General features: G+C 71.8%; 17 protein-coding genes. 9 read left to right on the top strand and 8 right to left on the bottom strand.

Going from position 1 to position 20,337, the window contains the following annotated elements:
- Positions 1 to 750 (top strand): ATP-binding cassette domain-containing protein, encoded by a 750-nt coding sequence (locus AB0J69_RS03515; protein WP_364112410.1) that lies wholly within the window; start codon positions 1 to 3, stop codon positions 748 to 750.
- A gap of 110 nt (positions 751 to 860) precedes the next feature.
- On the opposite strand, the gene AB0J69_RS03510 is transcribed toward AB0J69_RS03515, so the two are convergent.
- Positions 861 to 1,316 (bottom strand): hypothetical protein, encoded by a 456-nt coding sequence (locus AB0J69_RS03510; protein WP_364112408.1) that lies wholly within the window; start codon positions 1,314 to 1,316, stop codon positions 861 to 863.
- A gap of 147 nt (positions 1,317 to 1,463) precedes the next feature.
- Between AB0J69_RS03510 and AB0J69_RS03505 the strand changes: the two genes are divergently transcribed.
- Both AB0J69_RS03505 and AB0J69_RS03500 read left to right on the top strand, forming a co-directional pair.
- Positions 1,464 to 2,000 carry an MFS transporter gene (locus AB0J69_RS03505; RefSeq protein WP_364112406.1) on the top strand — a complete coding sequence of 179 codons (537 nt, stop codon included), beginning with the start codon at positions 1,464 to 1,466 and terminating at the stop codon, positions 1,998 to 2,000.
- A gap of 51 nt (positions 2,001 to 2,051) precedes the next feature.
- On the top strand, positions 2,052 to 2,786 hold the full coding sequence (locus AB0J69_RS03500; RefSeq protein WP_364112404.1) for a YcnI family protein: 735 nt from the start codon (positions 2,052 to 2,054) through the stop codon (positions 2,784 to 2,786).
- Positions 2,787 to 3,042: 256 nt separating this feature from the next.
- Here the strand turns inward: AB0J69_RS03500 and AB0J69_RS03495 are convergent, their stop codons facing one another.
- Genes AB0J69_RS03495 through AB0J69_RS03485 form a run of 3 tightly spaced genes read right to left on the bottom strand, consistent with a single transcriptional unit; the run spans position 3,043 to position 6,138 of the window.
- Positions 3,043 to 4,014: an ABC transporter permease gene (locus AB0J69_RS03495; RefSeq protein WP_364112402.1), complete on the bottom strand. Its 972-nt coding sequence runs from the start codon at positions 4,012 to 4,014 to the stop codon at positions 3,043 to 3,045.
- A complete protein-coding gene (locus AB0J69_RS03490) occupies positions 4,001 to 4,975 on the bottom strand; it encodes an ABC transporter ATP-binding protein (protein ID WP_364112400.1) in 975 nt (324 codons plus the stop codon). Before AB0J69_RS03490 ends, AB0J69_RS03495 begins: the two co-directional genes overlap by 14 nt.
- Positions 4,972 to 6,138: a DUF2092 domain-containing protein gene (locus AB0J69_RS03485; protein WP_364112398.1), complete on the bottom strand. Its 1,167-nt coding sequence runs from the start codon at positions 6,136 to 6,138 to the stop codon at positions 4,972 to 4,974. Before AB0J69_RS03485 ends, AB0J69_RS03490 begins: the two co-directional genes overlap by 4 nt.
- 127 nt (positions 6,139 to 6,265) lie before the next feature.
- Here AB0J69_RS03485 and AB0J69_RS03480 point away from each other — a divergent pair, with 127 nt between their 5' ends.
- The 3 genes from AB0J69_RS03480 (at position 6,266) to AB0J69_RS03470 (ending at position 9,492) form a co-directional block, all read left to right on the top strand.
- Positions 6,266 to 6,940, top strand: a complete 675-nt coding sequence (locus AB0J69_RS03480; RefSeq protein ID WP_364112396.1) for a response regulator transcription factor — start codon at positions 6,266 to 6,268, stop codon at positions 6,938 to 6,940.
- Positions 6,933 to 8,279, top strand: a complete 1,347-nt coding sequence (locus AB0J69_RS03475; protein ID WP_364112394.1) for an ATP-binding protein — start codon at positions 6,933 to 6,935, stop codon at positions 8,277 to 8,279. Before AB0J69_RS03480 ends, AB0J69_RS03475 begins: the two co-directional genes overlap by 8 nt.
- Before the next feature lie 85 nt (positions 8,280 to 8,364).
- The gene (locus tag AB0J69_RS03470; protein ID WP_364112392.1) at positions 8,365 to 9,492 is read left to right on the top strand and encodes a ScyD/ScyE family protein; all 1,128 of its coding nucleotides are present in this window, start codon (positions 8,365 to 8,367) and stop codon (positions 9,490 to 9,492) included.
- 140 nt (positions 9,493 to 9,632) lie between these two features.
- Here the strand turns inward: AB0J69_RS03470 and AB0J69_RS03465 are convergent, their stop codons facing one another.
- Positions 9,633 to 10,502, bottom strand: coding sequence for a LysR family transcriptional regulator (locus AB0J69_RS03465; RefSeq protein WP_364112390.1), 870 nt, complete (start codon positions 10,500 to 10,502; stop codon positions 9,633 to 9,635).
- A 618-nt stretch (positions 10,503 to 11,120) separates the two neighbouring features.
- Between AB0J69_RS03465 and AB0J69_RS03460 the strand changes: the two genes are divergently transcribed.
- Both AB0J69_RS03460 and AB0J69_RS03455 read left to right on the top strand, forming a co-directional pair.
- A complete protein-coding gene (locus tag AB0J69_RS03460; RefSeq protein WP_364112388.1) occupies positions 11,121 to 12,131 on the top strand; it encodes a neutral zinc metallopeptidase in 1,011 nt (336 codons plus the stop codon).
- A gap of 132 nt (positions 12,132 to 12,263) precedes the next feature.
- Positions 12,264 to 13,856, top strand: coding sequence for an LCP family protein (locus tag AB0J69_RS03455; RefSeq protein ID WP_364112386.1), 1,593 nt, complete (start codon positions 12,264 to 12,266; stop codon positions 13,854 to 13,856).
- A gap of 30 nt (positions 13,857 to 13,886) precedes the next feature.
- On the opposite strand, the gene AB0J69_RS03450 is transcribed toward AB0J69_RS03455, so the two are convergent.
- The 3 genes from AB0J69_RS03450 to AB0J69_RS03440 all read right to left on the bottom strand — a co-directional run bounded on the left by AB0J69_RS03450 (position 13,887) and on the right by AB0J69_RS03440 (position 18,765).
- Entirely contained in the window at positions 13,887 to 15,086 is a 1,200-nt protein-coding gene (locus AB0J69_RS03450; protein WP_364112384.1) for a cytochrome P450, read from the bottom strand.
- Positions 15,087 to 15,139: 53 nt separating this feature from the next.
- Positions 15,140 to 16,480 (bottom strand): hypothetical protein, encoded by a 1,341-nt coding sequence (locus tag AB0J69_RS03445; protein WP_364112382.1) that lies wholly within the window; start codon positions 16,478 to 16,480, stop codon positions 15,140 to 15,142.
- Between the two features lie 245 nt (positions 16,481 to 16,725).
- Positions 16,726 to 18,765, bottom strand: a complete 2,040-nt coding sequence (locus AB0J69_RS03440) for a spermidine synthase (RefSeq protein ID WP_364112380.1) — start codon at positions 18,763 to 18,765, stop codon at positions 16,726 to 16,728.
- Between the two features lie 185 nt (positions 18,766 to 18,950).
- On the opposite strand from AB0J69_RS03440, the gene AB0J69_RS03435 reads away from it, so the two are divergent.
- Positions 18,951 to 20,309: a S8 family serine peptidase gene (locus AB0J69_RS03435; RefSeq protein ID WP_364112378.1), complete on the top strand. Its 1,359-nt coding sequence runs from the start codon at positions 18,951 to 18,953 to the stop codon at positions 20,307 to 20,309.
- The last annotated feature ends 28 nt before the right edge of the window (positions 20,310 to 20,337 follow it).

Raw genomic sequence — 20,337 nt, 5'->3', positions numbered from 1 at the left:
ATGATCGAACTTGACCGGGCCGGACGCTCGTTCAAGGTGAAGAGAAGCGTCGTCCACGCCGTACGCGACCTGTCGTTCACCGTCTCCGCCGGCGAGTTCGTCGGCTACCTCGGGCCCAACGGGGCCGGCAAGTCCACCACGATCAAGATGTTGTGCGGCATCCTCACCCCCACCGCCGGGAAGGTCCGGGTGGCCGGGCTGGACCCGTCGCGCCGGCGCACCACGCTGGCGCGGCACATCGGGGTGGTGTTCGGGCAGCGCACGACGCTGTGGTGGGACCTGCCGCTCGTCGACAGCTTCGAGCTGATCCGGCACCTCTACAAGGTGGACCGCGCCACCTTCAGGTCCCGGCTCGACGAGCTGACCGGGACGCTCGACCTGGCCGGGTTCCTGCGCACGCCGGTGCGCCAGCTCAGCCTCGGGCAGCGCATGCGGGGCGACCTGGCGGCCGCGCTGCTGCACGCGCCCGACGTGCTGGTGCTCGACGAGCCGACGATCGGGCTCGACGTGGTCAGCAAGGCCAGCATCCGGGACTTCCTGCGGCGGGTGAACTCCGAGCGCGGCACCACCGTCCTGCTGACCACGCACGACCTCGGCGACATCGAACGGCTGTGCCGCCGGGTCATGCTGATCGACCACGGGCACCTGGCGTTCGACGGCACCCTCGACGACCTGATGGCCACGGCCCCCGACCAGTCCTCGATCGAGGACGTGGTAACCCGCCTCTACACCGGCACCGCCACCACGTAGCCCCTCCCACGGACCACGGCCACGGCGACGCCATCAGCCGCCTCTCGCCGCTTCCTTTCCCCAAGCAGCCCGGCAGCCACAGGGCGGCTCCGGCCAGGCCGCGGTGAGTGTCAGTAGTAGCTGCCCTCCGGCGTGGTCTCGTAGTCCTCGTCAAGTTCGTCGCGCTGGCGGGACCAGCGCGACGGCATCAGCACGGGGATGAACAGAGCCACGCCGAGCAGGGCGAATATGCCCGTGGTGAGCATGGTCCTGTCGCCGAATCCGGCGTCTCTGATGATCTGGTTGACCGACGGCTCCGTCGGTATGAGGGAAAGCGCCCGGTTCATGTCGAGCGCGTACACGACTGTCCACGCCAGCAACACCATGGACGGCACGAACGTCGCCAGCGGCGAGATCCGGCCGGCCGTAACGAGCCCGACAACCAGTCCGACGGCGGCCATCGCGCCGAGCGCGATCCACATCTTCTGACTGTCCGGCGGATTCGCGGCCGCATTGCCGACTGCCTGTTGTACGGCCCAACCGCCGCCTCCGAGCACGGCCACCGTCACCACAAGCCCGATGAGCAAACCACCTAAGTGCCGCAACGTTCTCACCTCTATGTCAACGCGGTCGGCACGACCCTAGCGACAAAAGCCATTTTCGGACCAGGCATTGCACAGCTTGGAACTCGAGGTCTCAAGACTCCCTGCCCCGTGAGAGCATGGGGCACACCCATGCGCGCGCATCTCCCCTTCCGCCTCGCGCGGACGGCCGCCTTCGCCGCCGTCTGCGTGACGCTCGCCGCGCTCGCCCACGTTCTCGGCGGCGGCTCGGCGCCCGAGCCGGGGGTCGCCGCCCTCGGGCTCGCGGGCGTAGCCGTGCTGGGGCTGGCGTTCTGCGGAAGGGAGCGCTCGGCGGGCACCATCAACCTGGTGCTGGTCGGGGCGCAGCTCGGGCTGCACGAGCTGTTCGCGGGCGACGGCGCCGCCTACGTCTCGGTGCACGGGCACGCCCAGGGCGGCCTGGCGGTCAACGCCGGCATGCTGCTCACGCACCTGACGGCCACGGTGATCACCGGTCTGTGGCTGTCGCGCGGCGAGGCCGCGCTCTGGTCGCTGCTGCGCCGCCTCGGCCGCCGTCTCGTCCTCCTCGCACCGGCCGCCGCGCCCGTGCTGTGGTTCCGCACACCGATCGTCCACACGAGGGTCGTCCCGCTCCAGCCGGGTTTCCGGCACAGCGTGGCCAGGCGTGGTCCTCCACTTCCCGCCTGACCGTCTGACACCCCTTCTTCATCCCCCCGATTCACCAAGTGGAGCTCTCGTATGTCCTTCGTACGCCGTGCGGCGACCGTGCTCGCCGCCACCACCGCCCTCACCGCCGGCCTCGCCCTGCCCGCGCTGGCCCACGTCACCATCCAGCCAGGCACCGCCGAGCAGGGCGGGTTCACCAAGGTCGCCTTCCGGGTGCCCAACGAGCGCGACAACGCCTCGACCACCAAGATCGAAGTCAGTTTCCCCGCCGACCACCCGCTGGCCTTCGTGTCCGTCAAGCCCGTGCCCGGGTGGAAGGTCAAGGTGACCGAGGGCAAGCTGCCCGCCCCGGTCAAGACCGAGTACGGCGACCTGGAGGAGGCCGTCACCAAGGTCGTCTGGGAGGGCGGGAAGATCAATCCTGGCGAGTTCCAGGAGTTCGAGGTGTCCATGGGCCAGCTGCCTAAGGACGTCGACTCGCTGATGTTCCCGACGAAGCAGACCTATTCGGGAGGCGAGGTCGTGGACTGGTCGGAGGCCCCGAAGACGGATGGGACCGAGCCCGAGCACCCGGCGCCGCTGCTCAAGCTGGTGCCGGCCGCCGGCGACGGCGGCAGCTCACCCGGCGCTTCGGCCAGTGCAAGTCCCAGTGCCGCCCCGGCGGCCGCCGCGCCGTCGGTCACGCCGATGGCGGCCGCGTCCACCTCCGACGGCACGGCCCGGCTGCTCGGCGGGGCCGGCCTGGCGGTGGGCGTCATCGGCGTCGTGATCGGCGCCCTGGGCCTGCGCCGCCGCCCCTCCGCCTGACAGCGGGACCCGAACGCCCATGCTCCGGGACGCCCACCGACGGCGTCCCGGAGCGCACGAACCCCCATACTGCGGCCGCCGCCCATCTCCGGCACGTCCCGCAGCGCACGACCCCGAACCCGGCCGTCGCCCACCTCCGGCACGTCCCGCAGCGGCCCGCAGGAAGGGAGGCCGTCAAGGCGCAGGGCCGGCGCCATCAAGACGAGCGCGGGCAGGACGGGCCCAGGGAGGACGGGCCCAGGGAGGACGGGCGCCGTCAGGACGTGATGTCCTTGCCCGAGAAGCGCGCCCAAGCGATCGACCCGAACAGCAGGATGTACGCCCCGAACGCCAGCAGCCCCTCCCCCAGCGCCCCCGTGTCGATCGGGCTGCGCAGCACCGCGTCGAAGTCCGTGAACCTGGTCGGCAGCAGGTAGGGCGTGATCGCCTCCAGCTCGGGGATGGCCCGCAGCACCTGGCAGATGATGACCAGCACCATGGTGCCGGCGACGGCCCCGATCGACACCTCGGTGAACGTGGACAGCGCCAGCCCGATCGCGGCCAGCGCCGCCATGCCGGCCCCGACGTACCCGACGCTGATGGCGATCCGCACCAGCCCGTCCGCCATCGAGATCGTGGTCCCCGACAGCAGCGTCACGTCACCGACCGGGAACAGCACCAGCCCCGTCACCAGCGCCGACAGCGCCACCACCGCCGTGGCCGCGTAGGCGTAGACGGCCGCGTTGAGATATTTGACGGCCAGCAGCCGGGTCCGCCCGGCCGGCGCGGCCAGCAGGTAGCGCAGCGTCCCACCCCCGGCCTCGCCGGCGATCGAGTCGCCCGCCACCACGCTCACGGCCACCGGCATCAGCAGCAGCACCAGGAACGAGAACGACACGAACGTCAGCATGAGACTGTTGCCCGCGACGGCCTGGATGATCCCGCCCATGTCGTCGTCGCCGGAGGAGCCGAAGGCACGCAGGGAGATGCCGATGATCACCGGCACGACGGCGAGCACGGCCAGCATCGCCAGGTTGCGCGGGCGGCGGAAGGTCAGGCCCAGCTCCGAGCCGAGCAGCCGCCAGAACGCCCACGTCGTTCTGGCCGACGGCCCGGGCGGGGGTGAGGCGGGTGCGGGGGGCGGTGGCTCGGGCGCGTGCCGTTCGGTGGTGCGCATGGTCTCGGTCACCGGCACGAGCCCGGGCATCCGCCGCGTGGCCGTCGTGGCCCGGCTCTCAGCCGTCGACATCGAAGCCCTCCCCTGTGAGTCCCACGAACACGTCCTCGAGGCTCGGCCGCACCACGGCCAGCCCGCGTACGGCCACGCCCTCCCCCACGAGCGCGGCGTTGACCTGCTCCGGCGCGTGGCCGCCCAGCTCCGCCAGGACCTGCCCGCCCTCCGGCCGCACGTCGGCCAGGCCGAGACCGGCGAGCACCCGCGCGGCGGCGCCCGTGTCCGGCGTCTCCACCCTGATCCGGGTGACCAGGCCGCCGTTGAGCGAGGCGATCGTGCCCTGCGCGACGAGCTTGCCGGTCCGCATGATCGCGGCGTGCGTGCACATCTGCTCGACCTCGGCCAGCAGGTGCGAGGAGACGAACACCGTGGTGCCGTCGGCGGCGATCTCCTTGACCAGCGCGCGCACCTCGCGGGTGCCCTGCGGGTCGAGCCCGTTGGTGGGCTCGTCCAGGACGAGCAGCTCGCGCGGCCCCAGCAGGGCGGCCGCGATGGCCAGACGCTGGCGCATGCCGAGCGAGTAGTTGCGGTAACGCTTGCCCGCGGCGGCCGACAGCCCCACGCGGTCGAGCGCGTCCGCGACGCGCCGCCGGGCGGTGCCGCCCGGCGCCGTCGGGTCGGCCGCGTCGAAGCGCATCAGGTTGGCCGCGCCCGACAGGTACGGGTAGAAGGCCGGCCCTTCGACCAGCGCCCCCACCTTGGGCAGGGCCTGCGCCTGCGGCAGCCCGAGCACGGAGTATTCGCCCGCCGTGGGCGTCACCAGGCCGAGCAGCATGCGGATCGTGGTGGTCTTGCCCGAGCCGTTGGGCCCGAGGAAGCCGAACACCGAGCCGCGCGGCACCGCCAGGTCCAGCGTGTCCACCGCGACCTGGCCGCCGCGGAAGCGCTTGGTCAGCCCCTGGGTGACGATCGCGGCGTCCCCGGAGGGCGGGGCCGCCCCGAAGGGCGCCCCCGCTTCGTACGTGACGGCGGTCACTTGGTGCCCGCCGCCTTGGTGATCTCCTCCGGCGTGACCGCGCCGACCAGCAGGCGGCCGTCGTCGGTCAGCAGGGCCGTGACGAGCTTGGTCTTGATCAGCTTGCCGGAGCCCCACGTGCCGCTGACCGGGGTGGCGGACTTGAGCACGCTGTCCAGCAGCGCGGCCGGGTCGCCCCCGCCACCGCCGAACCGCTCGCCGGAGCCCTCGGGCGTCTCGGCGGGCTTGGCGGCCAGGTCCGCCATGGAGAACGGGACGACCGCGACGGCCGACCAGCCCTCACCGACGACCTTCAGGTCGCCCGCGACGTCGTGGGCCTTCTCGGCCCGCTCCTCCGCGTGCTCGCCGAAGCCCTGGTCCGCGCCGATCGTCTGCTCCTCCACCTTGGCGCCCGCGGGCGGGGTGAAGGTGAAGTTCTCGGCCGCCGGCGGCGTGAACGTCACCTGGGTGAACCCGAGCTGGAACGCCGGCTCGGCCGAACCCTTGGCGTACACCTGCACCTGGAGCGGGACGTACGTCTCGCCGTCGAGGGCGATGCGCACCTCCTGCACCAGGGAGCTCTCGTCCTTGGGCGACAGCACGAGCTGGTAGACCGGGCGGCCCGCCACCTCCGCCGTGTTGATCACCCGGACCGCCGTGTGCTCGTCGGCGCCGGCCAGCAGCCGCTCGGCCAGTTGCGGCGGCGTCAGCTCGGTCGGGCGCGGCACGGGCGTGGCATGGCCCGGGCCGGTCTCCGGCTTGATGGTCAGCTTGGTGGCGGTGTTGGTGGCGCTGTCCCAGTACCAGGCGTGGCCGCCGTTCAGGATCAGGTTGGTCTCGTTGAGCTGGGTCGGGAAGGCCACGCGCAGCTTGTCGGCCGCGCCGTACCAGACCTTCACCTCGTGCGAGCCGGACAGCAGGCTCAGCGGCGAGGCCGAGCCGGTCTGCGGCAGCGCCGGCAGGCCGAGCGAGGCCGTCTGCTGAACGGTGCCGGACATCGGCGGGATCCCGCCGTCCTTACCGGTGGCCGCCACGGCGTCGGCCAGCAGTTGCTGGGCCGAGCGCTCCGGCAGCACGGGTTCGCCGCTCACCGCGGCGATCACGGGACCGGCGCCGATCGCGGCTCCGATCACGGCTGCCGCCGCGATCGGGACTCCCCACCTCACGAACGTGCCTCTACGCATCTCACTCCTTAACCGTATGTCGATGCCCAGAGCCTGCGTCATGCATCCTGTGGGAGACCTGAGACAGTCTGAGACGGCTCTCAGCCTTCTCAGCGTCGTCTCAGCGCGCGAACGGGAGAATCGCCACATGAGAGTACTTGTCGTCGAGGACGAGCGGCGCATGGCGGCTGCGCTCCAGCGAGGGCTCCAGGCCGAGGGCTTCGCCGTGGACCTCGCCCACGACGGCGAGGAGGGGCTGCACGCGGCCAGGCAGGGCGACTACGACGTCGTGGTGCTCGACATCATGCTGCCCAGGCTGTCGGGCTACAACGTGTGCAAGCAGTTGCGCGCCGAGGAGAACTGGGTGCCGATCCTGATGTTGTCCGCCAAGGACGGCGAGTACGACATGGCCGACGGGCTGGACCTCGGGGCCGACGACTACCTGACCAAGCCGTTCTCGTACGTGGTGCTGGTAGCCCGGTTGCGGGCGCTGATGCGGCGCGACGCGGGGCGGCGGCCGTCGGTGCTGGTCGCGGGCGACCTGTCGCTGGATCCGGCCAGGCGGAAGGTGGAGCGGGGGCAGAGCCCGATCGAGCTGACGCCGCGGGAGTTCGCCCTGCTGGAATACCTGATGCGGCGGCGGGACGAGGTGGTGTCGAAGTCGGAGATCCTGGAGCACGTGTGGGACACCTTCGACACCGACCCCAACGTGGTCGAGGTCTACGTCGGCTACCTGCGCCGCAAGATCGACGTCCCTTACGGCAGGAACTCGCTGCAGACCGTGCGCGGTGCGGGCTACCGGCTGGCGGGCGACGGTGGCTGAGTCGCCGCTGGTCTGGTGGCGGCGGCAGGGGCTGCGGTTCCGGCTGACGGTGGCGGCGGCCGCGGTGCTCGCGCTGGCGCTGGCCCTGTCGGCGTCGGTGCTGCTCAGCGTGCTGGATCGGGCCCTGATGGACACGGTGGACGAGTCCACCGTGCAGCAGGCGCAGGCCGTGCGGGTGGCGGCCGACGCCGGCACGCTCACCAGCCCGATCACCACCCACGACGGCACGATCGTGCAGGTGATCGACGCCCAGGGGCGGATCACGCACGTCACGTACGGCACCGACCGGCTGGTGCCGCTGCTGGACGCCGCGGGCCGGGCGAAGGTGCTCCGGCAGGGGCAGGCGACGCTGCTGGACGGCCGGCCGTACGCCATCCCGGGGTTCCTGCGGGTCGTCGTGCTCAGCGCGGACCGGGGGGTGACGGTGGTGGCGGCCCGGCCCATCGGCGAGATCCAGACCAGCCTGGGCACGGCCGGCCGGGTGCTGCTGGTCGGCACGCCGGCGCTGGTCGTGCTGCTGGCGGTGGCGAGCTGGCTGATGATCGGCCGTACCCTGCGGCCGATCGCGGCGCTGCGCAGGGGCGCGGCGGAGATCACGCACACGGCGAGGTCGCGCCGGCTGCCGGTGCCGCAGTCGCGCGACGAGGTGCACTCGCTGGCCACCACGCTCAACAGCATGCTGGCCCGGCTGGAGGAGGCCGAGCAGCGCCAGCGGGCGCTGGTCTCCGACGCCGCGCACGAGCTGCGCAGCCCGCTGGCCAGCATCCGGCTGCAGCTGGAGGTGGCGCTCGGGCATCCCGACGGGCAGGACTGGCAGGAGACCGCCGAGGGCGTGCTGGAGGACACGATGCGGCTGTCCCGGCTGGCCGAGGACCTGCTCGCGCTGGCCAGGCTGGACGAGCGCGGCGGCGTACCGGCCCGGCGCGAGCCCGTCGACCTCGACGAGGTGGTACGCCAGACCGTCGACCGGTACGCCGAGGCCCGCCTGACGGTGTGCGACCCCGTCGTGGTCCGCGGCGACGCCCTCGACCTGAGCCGGGTGCTGACGAACCTGATGGACAACGCGGTCCGCCACACCGCCTCCAAGGTCGAGGTGACGCTGACCGCCGACGGCGTGCTGACGGTCACCGACGACGGCCCCGGCATTCCCGAGCAGGACCGCGAGCGCGCCTTCAACCGCTTCACCCGGCTGGACTCCGGCCGCAGCCGGGACGAGGGGGGCGCGGGGCTGGGGCTGGCCATCGTGCGGGAGACCGTGCGGGCGCACGGCGGCACGGTGCACCTGGAGGACGCGGCACCGGGCCTGCGCGCCGTGGTCGCCCTGCCGGTGACCCGCTGACCCGTCAATACCTTTTGCGGCCATCTGTGGCCGGATGAGGACGGGGACCCTGTTCACCGGGCGCGCGACGTGTTAGGCACGGGCCATGCGTGCAGCACGCGAGCGGCCCGCCGGCCGCCTCACGTCGGCCGCCCTCGCGGCGGTCCTCGCGGTCGCCGCGAGCGCCTTCCCGGCGGCGGCCGCTGATCAGGCCGCTGATCAGGCCGCTGTGACGGTGATCGCCTCGGGGCTGGACAACCCCAGAGGGCTCGGCTTCGGCCCCGACGGGACCCTGTACGTGGCCGAGGCGGGCCGGGGCGGCCCGGGCCCGTGCATCACCGGGGCCCAGAACCAGACGTTCTGCCTCGGCCCCAGCGGCGCCGTGACGGCCGTCGCCCGCGGCGGGCAGCGCCGGGTGGTGACCGGCCTGCCGTCCCTGGGCACGCCGGACCTGAGCGAGGTGCTCGGCGCGCACGACGTGGCCGTGACCCGTGGCGGGCTGCTCGTCCCGATCGGGCTGGGCACGGACCCGGCCAGGCGGGCGCAGCTCGGCCCGGACGGCGCCGCCGTCGCCACGCTCGTCAAGGCTTCGGGCGCGCGGTGGCGGACCGTCGCCGACCTGGGCGCGTACGAGAGCGCCAGCGACCCCGACCAGGGCCAGCCCGGCACCGGCCCGGACAGCCAGCCCTACGCGGTGCTGCCCGAGGGCGCGGGCGCGCTGGTCGTGGACGCGGGCGCCAACGACGTGCTGCGCGTGCGCCCCGGCGGCCGGATCTCGACGGTCGCCGTGTTCGACGTCCGCATGGTCCCCGGGCCGGGCGGGGCAGACATTCCGATGCACCCGGTGCCCACGAGCGTGGCCCGCGGGCCCGACGGCGCGTTGTACGTCGGCCAGCTCACCGGCTTCCCCTTCCCCGTGGGGGGAGCCAGTGTGTGGCGCCTGGCGCCGGGAAAGGCGCCGGCGGTGTACGCCTCCGGCTTCACCAACATCGTGGACATCGCCTTCGACCGGCGCGGCCGGCTGCTGGTGCTGGAGATCGCCGCCGGCGGGCTGCTGTCCGGCGACCCGGCGGGAGCCCTGCACCGCGTCGAACGGGACGGCACCAGGACACTTGTCGCCAGGGACGGCCTGTTCACCCCGACGGGGGTGGCGGCCGGGCCGGACGGCGCCTACTACGTGTCCAACAGAGGCACGCTGGCGGGTTCCGGGGAGGTACTGCGTATCAGGAGCTGACGGGCGGGATTTCGACGGCCCTCAGGGGCACGGCCGCGTCGCCGGGCCCCCCGGGCTCCGTTGTTCCGGGCCCGATCACATGACTCGTCTGATGGTTCGCCGGTCGGCTCGTGGATGGACATGGATCGTTCCGAAAGTGGTCAGGCGGCTGTCCCCTTTTCTGCGGTGGCCAGGAAGTCCTGGGCGATGAGTGGCAGGCGGCGGCGGGCGTGCACGACGGCTATGACGCGACGCACCGCGGGTTCGAGTGAACGCACCACCAGGCCCGCGCGTCCGGCCTGCTCGGCCATGCCGCGGTACCACAGCAACGATGCCTGCCCGGCGCGTACGGCGTTCAGCCAGCCGTTGCGCTCGTCGGTTTCGAGCACGACCACCGGGGTGACCGCGTACTTGCCGAACATCGCGTCGAGCTCCCTGCGCCGCATGCTGCCACGGGCGGGCAGCGCCAGGCGCATGCCGTGCAGCTTGCCCATCGGCACGGGGTTGGGGAGATCGAGCGCGGGCGGGGAGATCAGGACGATCTCCTGGCGTTCGAGTGGATGGGTGATGAGATCGGTGGGCACCGGCAGGTCCGTGAGACCCAGGTCGGCCCGCTGATCTCTGATGGCGCTGACGACACCGTCTCGGCCGTCGCAGCGCACGATGTGCACGCGTACTCCCGGGTGCTCAGCCGCGTAGGCGGGCAGCAGCCGCCCCGCGAGGCCGGGTTCGAGGCTGGGCGTGGCGGCGATGCGAAGTTCCGCCTCGGTGACCGTGCCCTGGTTGGCCAGGCCCTCGATCTCGTGAACCGCGTCGAGTGCCTCCCTCGCCAGCTTGACCACCCGGCGTCCCTGCGCGGTGACGACCACCCCGCGGCCGGAACGAGCGAAGAGCGTCATGCCGAGCTCGCGCTCGAGATCGCGGATCGCGCGGGACAGCGCAGGCTGCGCGATGTAGAGCGATCTGGCCGCGTCGGTCATGGTGCGGTGCTCCGCAGTCGCGACCACATAGCGGAGCTGCTGGAGATTCATGTCAATGAAGCTAGGACACCGCCCGCCGCCGGGACCGAAAGATAGCGGAGATCACCTCGAATGATTTCGGACTGTAACCGAGCACCGCTACATCCGTGACGGGTGATAAATCAGTATGCTTTTGCCCCAAATTTGACAAGGGTCCGCCAAGTCGCGGCGCAAATCTGGCATTGCAGACAACCGGGTGAACGGGGAGACACGGTGACAGGGAACGGGCAGTATCCACCCCCGCCACAGGGGCCAGGCCAGCCACAGCGGCCTCCCTCGTTGCCCTGGCCGCCGCCGGGTCACCGGCAACCGCAGCCGCAGGGCGGTCAGCAGAACCCGTACCCGCAGCCGCCGCCCCCTCCCCCACCGCCGCCGCAGGGGAATCCCTACCAGCAGGGGCCGCCCCCGCCGCAGGGGCCGCCACACCCTCGGCCGCCCTACCAGCAACCACCGTACGGGCAGCCGCAGGGACAGCCTTATGGGCTGCCTCAGCACGGGCCACCGCAGGGGCCGCCCTATGGGCAGCCGCCGCACGGGCCACCGTACCGGCAGCCGCCGCCTCCTCCGCCACCACCGCCGGTCGCGCCGACGCTGCGGTGGCCGCACCCCCCGCCGCGCAGGAAGTCGGGGATGGGGGTCGTCGCGGTGCTCGGCACCGTGTTCGGGTCGATGGCGGCGCTGTTCGTGCTGATCGTCATCGGGGCGGTGATGCTCGGCGGCTCGAAGAGCTCGGACACGTCCACGCCGATCGCGAACCCGACGTACGAGGCGTCGGAGGAGCCCACCCGGCGCTCCGACGGCGACCCCGAGCCCGCCCCCACGCGGACCCGTGACCAGGAGCCCACGCAGCGGCCGACCGAGGACGAGGAGCCGGACACCACCGTCACCCCGCCCGCGAAGGTCACGCTCAACACGAGCCTGAAGAACAACACCATGTACCGGGCCGGCACGCTGCCCAGGCTCAACTGCCGGGCCGGCAACGCCAACATCTACAACCACGGCCAGCTCAAGGCGCTCATCCTGAAGACCGGCAGGTGCATGGACCGGGCCTGGCAGCCGATCCTGGAGAAGCAGGGCATCCGGTTCAGCCCGCCCGGCTACGCCATCGCGGCCAAGCGCGGCAGGGGCGCCTGCGGCGACTATCCGTCGGCGGGCAGCATGGTGCCGTACTACTGCCCGCGCAACAACACCATCTACGCCTCCACCTCGGCCATGGCCAGGGGCAACGGCAACGCCCGCGGGTACGGCCAGATCATCAACTGGCACGGCGGCATCATCAGCATGATGGCCCACGAGTACGGCCACCACGTCCAGAACATCACGGGGCTGATGGACTCGTGGTGGCGCTCGACCCTGGACTCGACCAGCCAGAGCGGCAAGCTGGCGCTCAGCCGGCGGCTGGAGCTGCAGGCCACCTGCTTCGGCGGCATGTGGATGCGGTCGGTGGCGGCGTCGTACCCGGTGAACACCTCCAACCGGAGCCGGCTGTACTGGTTCTACGGTCAGGTGGGCGACTATCCGGGCTGGCCGCGCGACCACGGCACGCCGGCCAACAACAACCGCTGGTTCCGTCAGGGGTGGGAGAAGAGTAAGACATACCAGTGCAACACGTGGCTGGCGCCCTCTTCAACGGTCTCCTGATGTCCCCGTGGCGTTCATCTCATGTTGAGCACATGTCTCTGATGTCCATATAAGGGCACTAGAATCCTGGCAATCTTGTGCCCATCGGGGGCATACGCCAATTTTGCCTGGTAGGCGTGTAAGGAGCCGGGTGTGAGCAATCGCGATGGGGTGGAGACCGTGCCAGGAGGCAGGAAACGCCGCCCCATGCGACGGTCCGGCCCGGCCTCCGCAGCCACCGCCGGATCCGCCCCTCGCGAGAAGGCGCCCTCCAAAGGGCCGCGCTTCGCCAAACCGCTGACGCCCGCCGCCGTCCTGGGCTGGACCGCGCTGTCGGCCGTCGTGCCGGGCGCCGCTCACCTGCGGGCCGGGCACCGCCGTACCGGGCTGGTGCTGGTCAGCGTGTACGCGGTGCTGCTGCTGGGGCTCCTGGCCTACGGCCTGATCGTGATCGGCGACCTGTCGAACATCGCCACGTTCGCCGACGACGGGATGATGCTCACGGTCGTCGTCGTGGCCTCGGCACTCGCGCTGGCCTGGTTCGCGCTGCTGGTGACGTCCTACGTGGCGCTCGGCCCGAACAAGCTGCACCAGCAGGGCCAGGTGGTGACCGGCATCGTGGTGGGCGTGCTGTGCGTGGCGGTCATGTCGCCGTTCGCCCTCGCCTCCAACTACGTGCTGACCGCCCGCAACGCGATCGGGGACGTCTTCCAGTCCCGGCCCGACCCCGACACCCCCCACGCGGCCCAGAACCCCGAGGACCCGTGGAACGGCAAGGACCGGGTGAACTTCCTGCTGGTCGGCGGTGACGCGGCGGGCAACCGGACCGGCGTGCGCACCGACAGCATGAACGTGGCCAGCGTCGACCTCAAGACCGGCGCCACGGTCCTGTTCAGCCTCCCGCGCAACCTCCAGCACGTCCGCTTCCCGCCGTCCTCGCCGCTGCACAAGCAGTTCCCGAACGGCTTCATGGCCGAGCTGCCCAACGGCGGCCTGCTCAACGAGGTCTGGCAGTACGCCAACGACAACCCGCAGCTCATGGGCGGCAAGGACAAGGGCCCGCGGGCGCTGATGGACGCCATCGGCTACACGCTGAACCTGAAGATCGACTACTACATGCTGATGAACATGTACGGCTTCGCCGACCTCGTGGACGCCATCGGCGGCCTGAGGATCAGGGTGGAGCAGGACGTCAAGTGGGGCGGTCTGTACGGCACGGCGGGCACCATCAAGGCGGGCGACCGGAAGCTGACCGGCGAGCAGGCCCTGTGGTACGGCCGCTCCCGCGTCGGCAGCGACGACTTCTCCCGCATGGCCCGCCAGCGCTGCGTCATCGCCGCCTTCGCGCAGCAGGCCACGCCCTCGGTGATCCTCACCAGGTTCGAGCGCATCGCCGGCGCGGCCAAGCGGCTGGCCCAGACGAACATCCCTCGTGACCTCGTCAAGCCGCTGGTCGAGCTGGCCGTCAAGGTCAAGGACGCCAAGATCACCAGCCTGCAGTTCGTGCCGCCGGAGTTCTACTCCGGCCGCCCCGACTGGGCGAAGATCCGCCAGGCCACGAGAAAGGCCATCAGCGACTCGATGCGCCCGGCCCGCCAGGCGCAGACCGCCGGAGTGACCGCCTCCCCGAGCGCGACCGGCTCGACCCCGAGCCCCACGAAGACCCGGCTGGCCGCGCCCACCCAGACGCCCACGAAGAACAGCCAGAAGAGCGCCCAGTCGATCGACGACCTCTGCGGCCTCTGACCGGCCGGCCGGTCTTCGGCCTCTGACCGGCTAGCCGGCGGCGAACGTCACGGGCAGGCTCACCGGCCCCCGGACGGTGAGGCTGGCCCGCCAGCGCAGCCGCTCCGGCGGCACCGCGAGGGCCAGCCCGGGCAGGCGGGCCACCTCGCCCAGGGCGGCCCGGCCCACGATGCGGGCGAGCAGGGCGCCCAGGCAGTAGTGCGGCCCGTGCCCGAAGCTCAGGTGGGCGTTGTCCTCCCGGGTCAGGTCGGGCCGGTCCGCCCCGGGGAAGCGCCTGGGGTCGCGGTTGGCGGCGCCCAGCGCCACCAGGATCGGCTGCCCGGCCTCGACGCGGGCCCCGCCGTACTCGACCGGCTCCAGGGCGAAGCGCCACGTGGCCAGCTCGACCGGGCTGTCGTGGCGCAGCAGCTCCTCCACCGCCCGGTCGATCAGCTCGGGGCGGGCGCGCAGCTGCTCCAGCGCGCCGGGGTGGCGCAGCAGCGTGTGGGCGCCCAGCCCGATGAGCCCGACGGTCGTCTCGTAGCCGGCGACGAGCAGCAGGAAGATCATCGACAGCAGCTCGTCCTCGGACAGCCGCTCGCCGTCGTCCGCGGCGGCCGTGATCACGCTGATCAGGTCGTCGCCCGGTGCCCGCCGCCTGCCCTCGACCAGCTCCCCCACGTACGCGGCCAGCCGCCGCAGCGCCTGCGGCCGGGCCTCCTTGCTCGAGTCGGAGGACACCACGGCCGTCGTCCACCGCTGGAAGTCCGTACGGTCCCCCTCGGGCACGCCCAGGACGTCGCAGATCGTGGCGAACTGCAGCGGCGAGGCGAAGTCGCCGACCAGGTCGTCGCCGGGGCGGAGCCCGGCGGCCAGCTCGCGCGCCCGCTCCTCGATCCGGGGCCGCAGTCGCTCCAGTCGCCGCAGGGTGAAGAACCCGGACACCAGGCGGCGCAGCCGGGTGTGCTCGGGCGGGTCCGTGGTGAGCAGGTGGGTGCCCAGGCCGGAGCGGTCCTCCAGCGGCCGGCCGCGCCCCGCCGCCTGCCAGTCGGGCGGCGCGTGCCGCGGGTCCTTGCTGAGCCGCGGGTCGGCGAGCGCGGCGCGGGCGTCGTCGTAGCGGGTCACCAGCCAGCCGTACAGGCCGCTGCGCAGGGTCACCAGGTGGGGCACGCCCGCCTCCCGGAGCCGGGCGTAGGCCGGGTAGGGTTCGGCGAGCAGCCCGTCGTCCCCCGGCAGCATCTCCTCCAGCAACGTTTCCTCCCCCGACGCGGTCCGGCGGGGTGCCCCGCCGGACCGCTCTTCGCCTACTTGCCGAGCTGTCCCAGGATCCACTCTGCCAGCGGACCGGTCACCTGGCCGTGCTCGGAGTTCTGGGAATCGCACTGGAAGTCGTCGAGCTGGCTGTGCTCCGGCGACAGCGACGTGATGTCGGTATAGAGATCGACCGTCCACTCCAGCGGGTCGTAGTGGAGCGCGACGGCGCTGACCGTCGGGACGAAGCAGGCCGAGCGCAGGCGCGTCGCGATCGGCGTGCCCAGCTTGTCGGCGAGCATGCCGTACACGGCCAGCGTCCCGCCCGGCGCGCCGTCGAACGGCGCGACGTCGCTGGTGTAGCTCTTGCTGGCCCACATCGGCACCGCCCGCATGCCGCCGACGTGCCGCTTGCGGCCGCGATCGGGCTGGGTACGCGCGTTCGCCCCGACGAGGCCGGCCAGCGCGCTCCACTCGAACACCAGCTCGTCGGGTGGCACGTTCCTGCCGGTGCCGTCGGCGGCGCCGTTGGCCACCCCGAGCTTGCGCGGCCGGACCGGGAACCACCCGACGCGGCGCAGGTCCTCCAGGAACTCGACGCGCAGCGGGCTGGCGGTGGCGACCGGGCCGGAGTAGCGGCCGCTCTCGACCCACGCCCACAGGAGCTGCTGCGCGGCGGGGCTCCTGATCAGGTCGGCCTGGCCGGGCACGGCCGGGGAGAGCTTCGCGGCGAAGTACGCGAGCTGCTGGAGGATCAGCGGGATCCACGCGCCGTTGTGCGGCGAGTCGTAGGACAGGTACGTCATGGTCTGGTGGTCCTCGCCGCGGTTCTCCATCTCCGCCAGCGCGTAGCGGGTGGCCAGCCCACCCATGCCGATGCCGCCGACGATCAGCGGCGCGTCACCGGCCCGCCCGCTGATGGCCCGGCGGACGCAGGTGGCCACGACCCCGGCGTTGGCCTGGATGTGGGTGTGCCGGGCGCCGAAGCCGAGCAGCACGACGTCGATGCCCTGGGCGAGGAGCTGGTCGAGCAGGCGATGCTGGTGGGGCGGGTAGGGCGCGTTGAGGTGGCGCCACAGCCCCGGCAGGTCGCTGGGTCCGTGGTTGAAGCCGTCGGCGAGGATCATCGGCCGGACGAGGCGGTCGTGGCCGGCGCCGTAGTGGACGGCGGCGGTCCCGGTGGCGGTACGGCCCAGGTAGGGCCAGGCGGAGGTGAGGGTCCATTCCTCCTGCGGCGTCCGCTGCTCTCCGGTGGGCGGCGGCGCCGGGGTCGCGAACAGCACTCCTTTCGGCAGCACTCCGGCGATCTGCTCGGCGCGACCGGCGGGCACGGGGTCGGACTCCTGCCGCAGGGCGAGCTCGACATCTATCCTTGCTGCCCCTTGTGTCGCCATGATTACACCTTTTCTCGTGGGTTTACCGGACGTCACCCCCGATCCCGTACCTCCATTTCCGGGAAGAAGAATTTCCCTTTCCACATTCAACGAACATCGCGATCAAGGCATGGCTGGTACCCCTACCGTCTACCTCACCTCGCAGTCTCCGACAAATCAACCCACATCGGAAACAATCCATCTGACCATCGGTCAAGAAAATACCGAGGCCATTTCAGGAATGACCTCGGTAATTCGGCGGAGTGTCACACCAGTGCGGAGTTCTTCCTCGGCAGCAGGGCCAGGGCGCCGAGGTAGAGCAGGGCCGCCACGATGAGCAGGCCCTTGTAGCCGATCACCAGCGCGACGTATTCCAGGCAGCCGCCGACCATGGCGCCCAGCAGGTTCGCGCCGAAGGACGTGGTCGCGTCGGCCGTCTCGGCGAAGCGTTTGGCGAAGACCACGTTCGCGGCGAAGATCGGCAGGAACGCCACCGTCACGGCCGCCACCGCGCGCAGCGGCAGCGGGAGCGACAGCAGCCATTCGTTCGGCACGAGCCAGGCCAGCAGCAGGCCCGCGAGCAGCACGCCGTACATGACCGGCAGCGGTGGGGTGCGGAAGCGGCGGGTCACCTCGACGGCGGCGAGCACCGCCACGAGCACGCCCGCGAAGACGATCGCGTTGACCACCCACGTGGTGCCGAACAGCAGCGCGAACCCGGTCACGCTCTTCGTCTCCAGCAGCATGAAGGCCACGCCGAGCAGGAACAGGTCGGCGTACGGCCGCATCCGCCGGTACGGGCCGGCCACGACGCGGACGGCGAGCAGGCTGACGATGAGGATCAGGGCGAGCGTGATGACGTAGATCGGCGGGATCGTGGCGTCCTTGAGGTAGAGGAAGGGCCGGTCGTCGCCGGCGGGCTGTGGGGTGCCCGCCGCGGCGCCCGGCCATTCCGTGGCGCAGCGCTGGTCGGCGGGGGCCAGGCCGGCGGTGATCACGGCCTGCTGGCCCGCGGTGCTGACCACGTCCACGCACGGCTTGTGGCCGAAGGCGCCCTGCATGGTCGAGGCCAGGCGGTCGACGAGCCAGCTCTCGCGGTAGTAGTTGTACATCGAGAACGTGCCGCCCGGCTTGAGGTGGTCGCGGGCCGCCCGCATGGCCTCCTCGGTGAACAGGTAACTCTCCAGCCGCAGCGAGCTGGCGCCGGAGACCAGGGTGAGCGAGTCGGGCAGGGCGAAGAGGATCAGGTCGTACTTGTCACCGGTGCGCTCGAGGAAGGCGCGGCCGTCGGTGACGTGGGTGGTGACGCGCGGGTCGTCGTAGGGCCGGTCGGGGTGGACCGAGCCGCCCAGCTCGCGCAGCTTGGGGTCGATCTCGACGGCGTCGACGCGGGTGGCACCCTTGGACAGCGCGATCGCCACGTCGGTGCCGCTGCCCGCGCCGACGACGAGCACGTCCTTGGGCGGCTTGCTGGTCCGCTCGTACGGCAGGCCGTACTGGGCCTCCCACTGCAGCCGGGCGGCGGCGGGCACGGCCTGCTGGTGCGGGATGCCGTTGACCGCGATGTCGGTGACGGGGATGCCGAGCTGCTGGAGCTGCTTGGTGGTGACCTTGTAGTAGGGCGACCAGATCGCCCCGGCGGTGAGCGTCTCGGCCAGCAGCAGCCCGACCACGGCCAGGGACGGCACGGTCACGAGCCCCAGGTAGAGCGCGCGCGGCCGGGGCACCAGCAGCAAGCCGTAGCAGATCGCCGCGATCAGCCCCCAGAACACCGGCGGCGCGCTCAGGAACGACAGCGCCGTGAACGCCGCGATGCCGGTGAGGCTGCCGATCAGGTCGTAGCGGTAGGCCTCCAGGCGCGGCAGCTCGGGGAAGCACCGCCCGACGAGCTCGGCTGGCCCCATGAGCACCACCGCCGCGGCGCAGAAGATCACCGGCAGGATCGCCCACGCGGGCGGCCCGCTGGTGGACAGGCTCGTCCAGTACAGGACGCCCTCGGTGTTGCGGTCGACGGTGACCGGGAAGGTCAGCACGACAATGACCAGGACGGCCAGCACGACGGGCGAGTAGTACGGCTGCCGCCGCGAGCGCCCCACGCGCAGGAAGCCGAGCCCGATGCCGAGGAAAGAGCCGAGCAGCACGAAATTGGTGAAATAGCTGAGATGGACGATGTTGGACCCGGTCCACCGGATCAGCGCCAACTCGAGGAAGAGCATGAAGGCACTGGCGAGGATGAGCCGCGGCCGCACCGCCAGCCAGTGTGCCTTTTCCCCGTCGTCTACCGGCTTTTGCGCCTGGAGCGTCATGATGCCTCACCGTAGTGAACAGACCGAAAACAAGGAAGTCTGACAGCCCAGAACAAATGTCGTCCGCTTCGCGTCGATTGGGGTGTTCGCGCAGGTCAAAACCCCCGAGATGTGCTGGACGTGCCGGGACGGATGAAGGAATGTTGGGAGGTTCGTTCCCTCCAAGAACTGTCCGGTGGTGACACATGCGGATACTGATCCAGCTCCGTCCCTCCCCCGACCTGGTCGCGGCCGTCGTCGACCCAGGCCAGAGCGCCAGCACGGCCGACGTCGCCGATGGTCTGCCCGGGGTGGAGCTCGACCCGGCCTTCATCCCCGTGGCCGTGCCGAGGCCCGTTCCCTCCGCGGGCGGCGATCCCCTCTCGCTCAACCAGCCGCTTGACTACTCCCTGGCCGCGGAGGACGCGTCGGTGCTGGTCAGGGGCACGATCTCGGACGACGAGCTGGCCGCCAGGATCACGCTGCTGCCCGCGCTCAGGCCCGACGTGGTGGGCATCTTCGCCGACCCCGTCATCGAGTCCACGCCCGCCTGCGGGGGCGACCCGCCGGTCGGCGACTGGCACGACGTCGAGCGGCTGCTGAACGTGCCCGGCCTGCACGCGCAGGGGCTCGACGGCACCGGCGTCGCGGTGGCGGTGCTGGACACCGGGATCAACGCGGCCCACACGGCCCGGCACCTCGGCAGGGGCGTCACGCTGGACGCCGAGCGGTGCTGGAGCCCGTCGGGCGTGCCGGGCCGGCCGGGCGAGTTCGAGGTCGACCACGGGACGATGTGCGCGTTCGACACGCTCATCGCGGCCCCGCAGGCCACGCTGATCGACATCCCGGTGCTGCTGTCCACCCGGCCGGGCGGCTCGGCGCTGGACGGGCTGCTGTCGGACGCGGTGGCCGCCTTCGCGCACCTGCGCAACGTGCTCGACGCCCAGCCGGCCGGGACCAGGGCGCTGGTGGTGAACAACTCGTGGGGCTCGTTCTCGCCCGAGTGGGACTTCCCCGTGGGGCATCCGGGCAACTACTCCGACAACGCCGCCCATCCGTTCAACCTGATGGTGGCCGCCCTCGACAAGGCGGGCGCCGACGTGCTGTTCGCGGCGGGCAACTGCGGGCGGGAGTGCGCGGACGGCCGCTGCGCCTACTCCAGCAGGCCCATCGTGGGCGCCAACTCCCATCCCAAGGCCCTGTCGGTGGGCGGCGTCGACGTCAACGGCGAGCGGGTGGGCTACTCCTCGCAGGGGCCGGGCCGGCTGACCGCCCGCAAGCCCGACGTGTGCGCGTACACGCATTTCTCCGGGTCGAAGGCGTTCGGCGCGGACCAGCCGGACACGGGCACGTCCGCGGCGGCGCCGGTGGCGGCCGGGCTCGTGGCGGCGGTGCGTACCCGGTGGCCGGCCACGAAGTTGTCGCCGGCCCAGTTGCGGGCGCTGCTGCGGCGTACGGCGGAGGACCGCAGCGAGGTCGGGTTCGACTACGACTACGGCTACGGGACCGTGGACCCGGCCGGGCTCATGGCCGCCCTCCAGCGGCGGGCCAAGAGCGTGCCCTGACCCCTTCCGGCGAGGACCGGGCCGCCCT

The sequence above is a fragment of the Nonomuraea sp. NPDC049709 genome (assembly GCF_040674815.1).
GTDB lineage: Bacteria > Actinomycetota > Actinomycetes > Streptosporangiales > Streptosporangiaceae > Nonomuraea.
Note: the sequence above shows the minus strand (reverse complement) of the source record. Positions and strands in the feature narration are given on the sequence as shown.

What these genes read in the sequence shown, in the direction of transcription:
- AB0J69_RS03515 (WP_364112410.1), top strand. Translation starts at nt 1, where the DNA reads ATGATCGAACTTGACCGGGCCGGACGCTCGTTCAAGGTGAAGAGAAGC.
- AB0J69_RS03465 (WP_364112390.1), bottom strand. Translation starts at nt 10,502, where the DNA reads ATGAATCTCCAGCAGCTCCGCTATGTGGTCGCGACTGCGGAGCACCGC.
- AB0J69_RS03440 (WP_364112380.1), bottom strand. Translation starts at nt 18,765, where the DNA reads ATGACGCTCCAGGCGCAAAAGCCGGTAGACGACGGGGAAAAGGCACAC.
- AB0J69_RS03435 (WP_364112378.1), top strand. Translation starts at nt 18,951, where the DNA reads ATGCGGATACTGATCCAGCTCCGTCCCTCCCCCGACCTGGTCGCGGCC.
- AB0J69_RS03460 (WP_364112388.1), top strand. Translation starts at nt 11,121, where the DNA reads ATGGGGGTCGTCGCGGTGCTCGGCACCGTGTTCGGGTCGATGGCGGCG.
- AB0J69_RS03470 (WP_364112392.1), top strand. Translation starts at nt 8,365, where the DNA reads ATGCGTGCAGCACGCGAGCGGCCCGCCGGCCGCCTCACGTCGGCCGCC.
- AB0J69_RS03485 (WP_364112398.1), bottom strand. Translation starts at nt 6,138, where the DNA reads ATGCGTAGAGGCACGTTCGTGAGGTGGGGAGTCCCGATCGCGGCGGCA.
- AB0J69_RS03445 (WP_364112382.1), bottom strand. Translation starts at nt 16,480, where the DNA reads ATGGCGACACAAGGGGCAGCAAGGATAGATGTCGAGCTCGCCCTGCGG.
- AB0J69_RS03480 (WP_364112396.1), top strand. Translation starts at nt 6,266, where the DNA reads ATGAGAGTACTTGTCGTCGAGGACGAGCGGCGCATGGCGGCTGCGCTC.
- AB0J69_RS03505 (WP_364112406.1), top strand. Translation starts at nt 1,464, where the DNA reads ATGCGCGCGCATCTCCCCTTCCGCCTCGCGCGGACGGCCGCCTTCGCC.
- AB0J69_RS03500 (WP_364112404.1), top strand. Translation starts at nt 2,052, where the DNA reads ATGTCCTTCGTACGCCGTGCGGCGACCGTGCTCGCCGCCACCACCGCC.
- AB0J69_RS03495 (WP_364112402.1), bottom strand. Translation starts at nt 4,014, where the DNA reads ATGTCGACGGCTGAGAGCCGGGCCACGACGGCCACGCGGCGGATGCCC.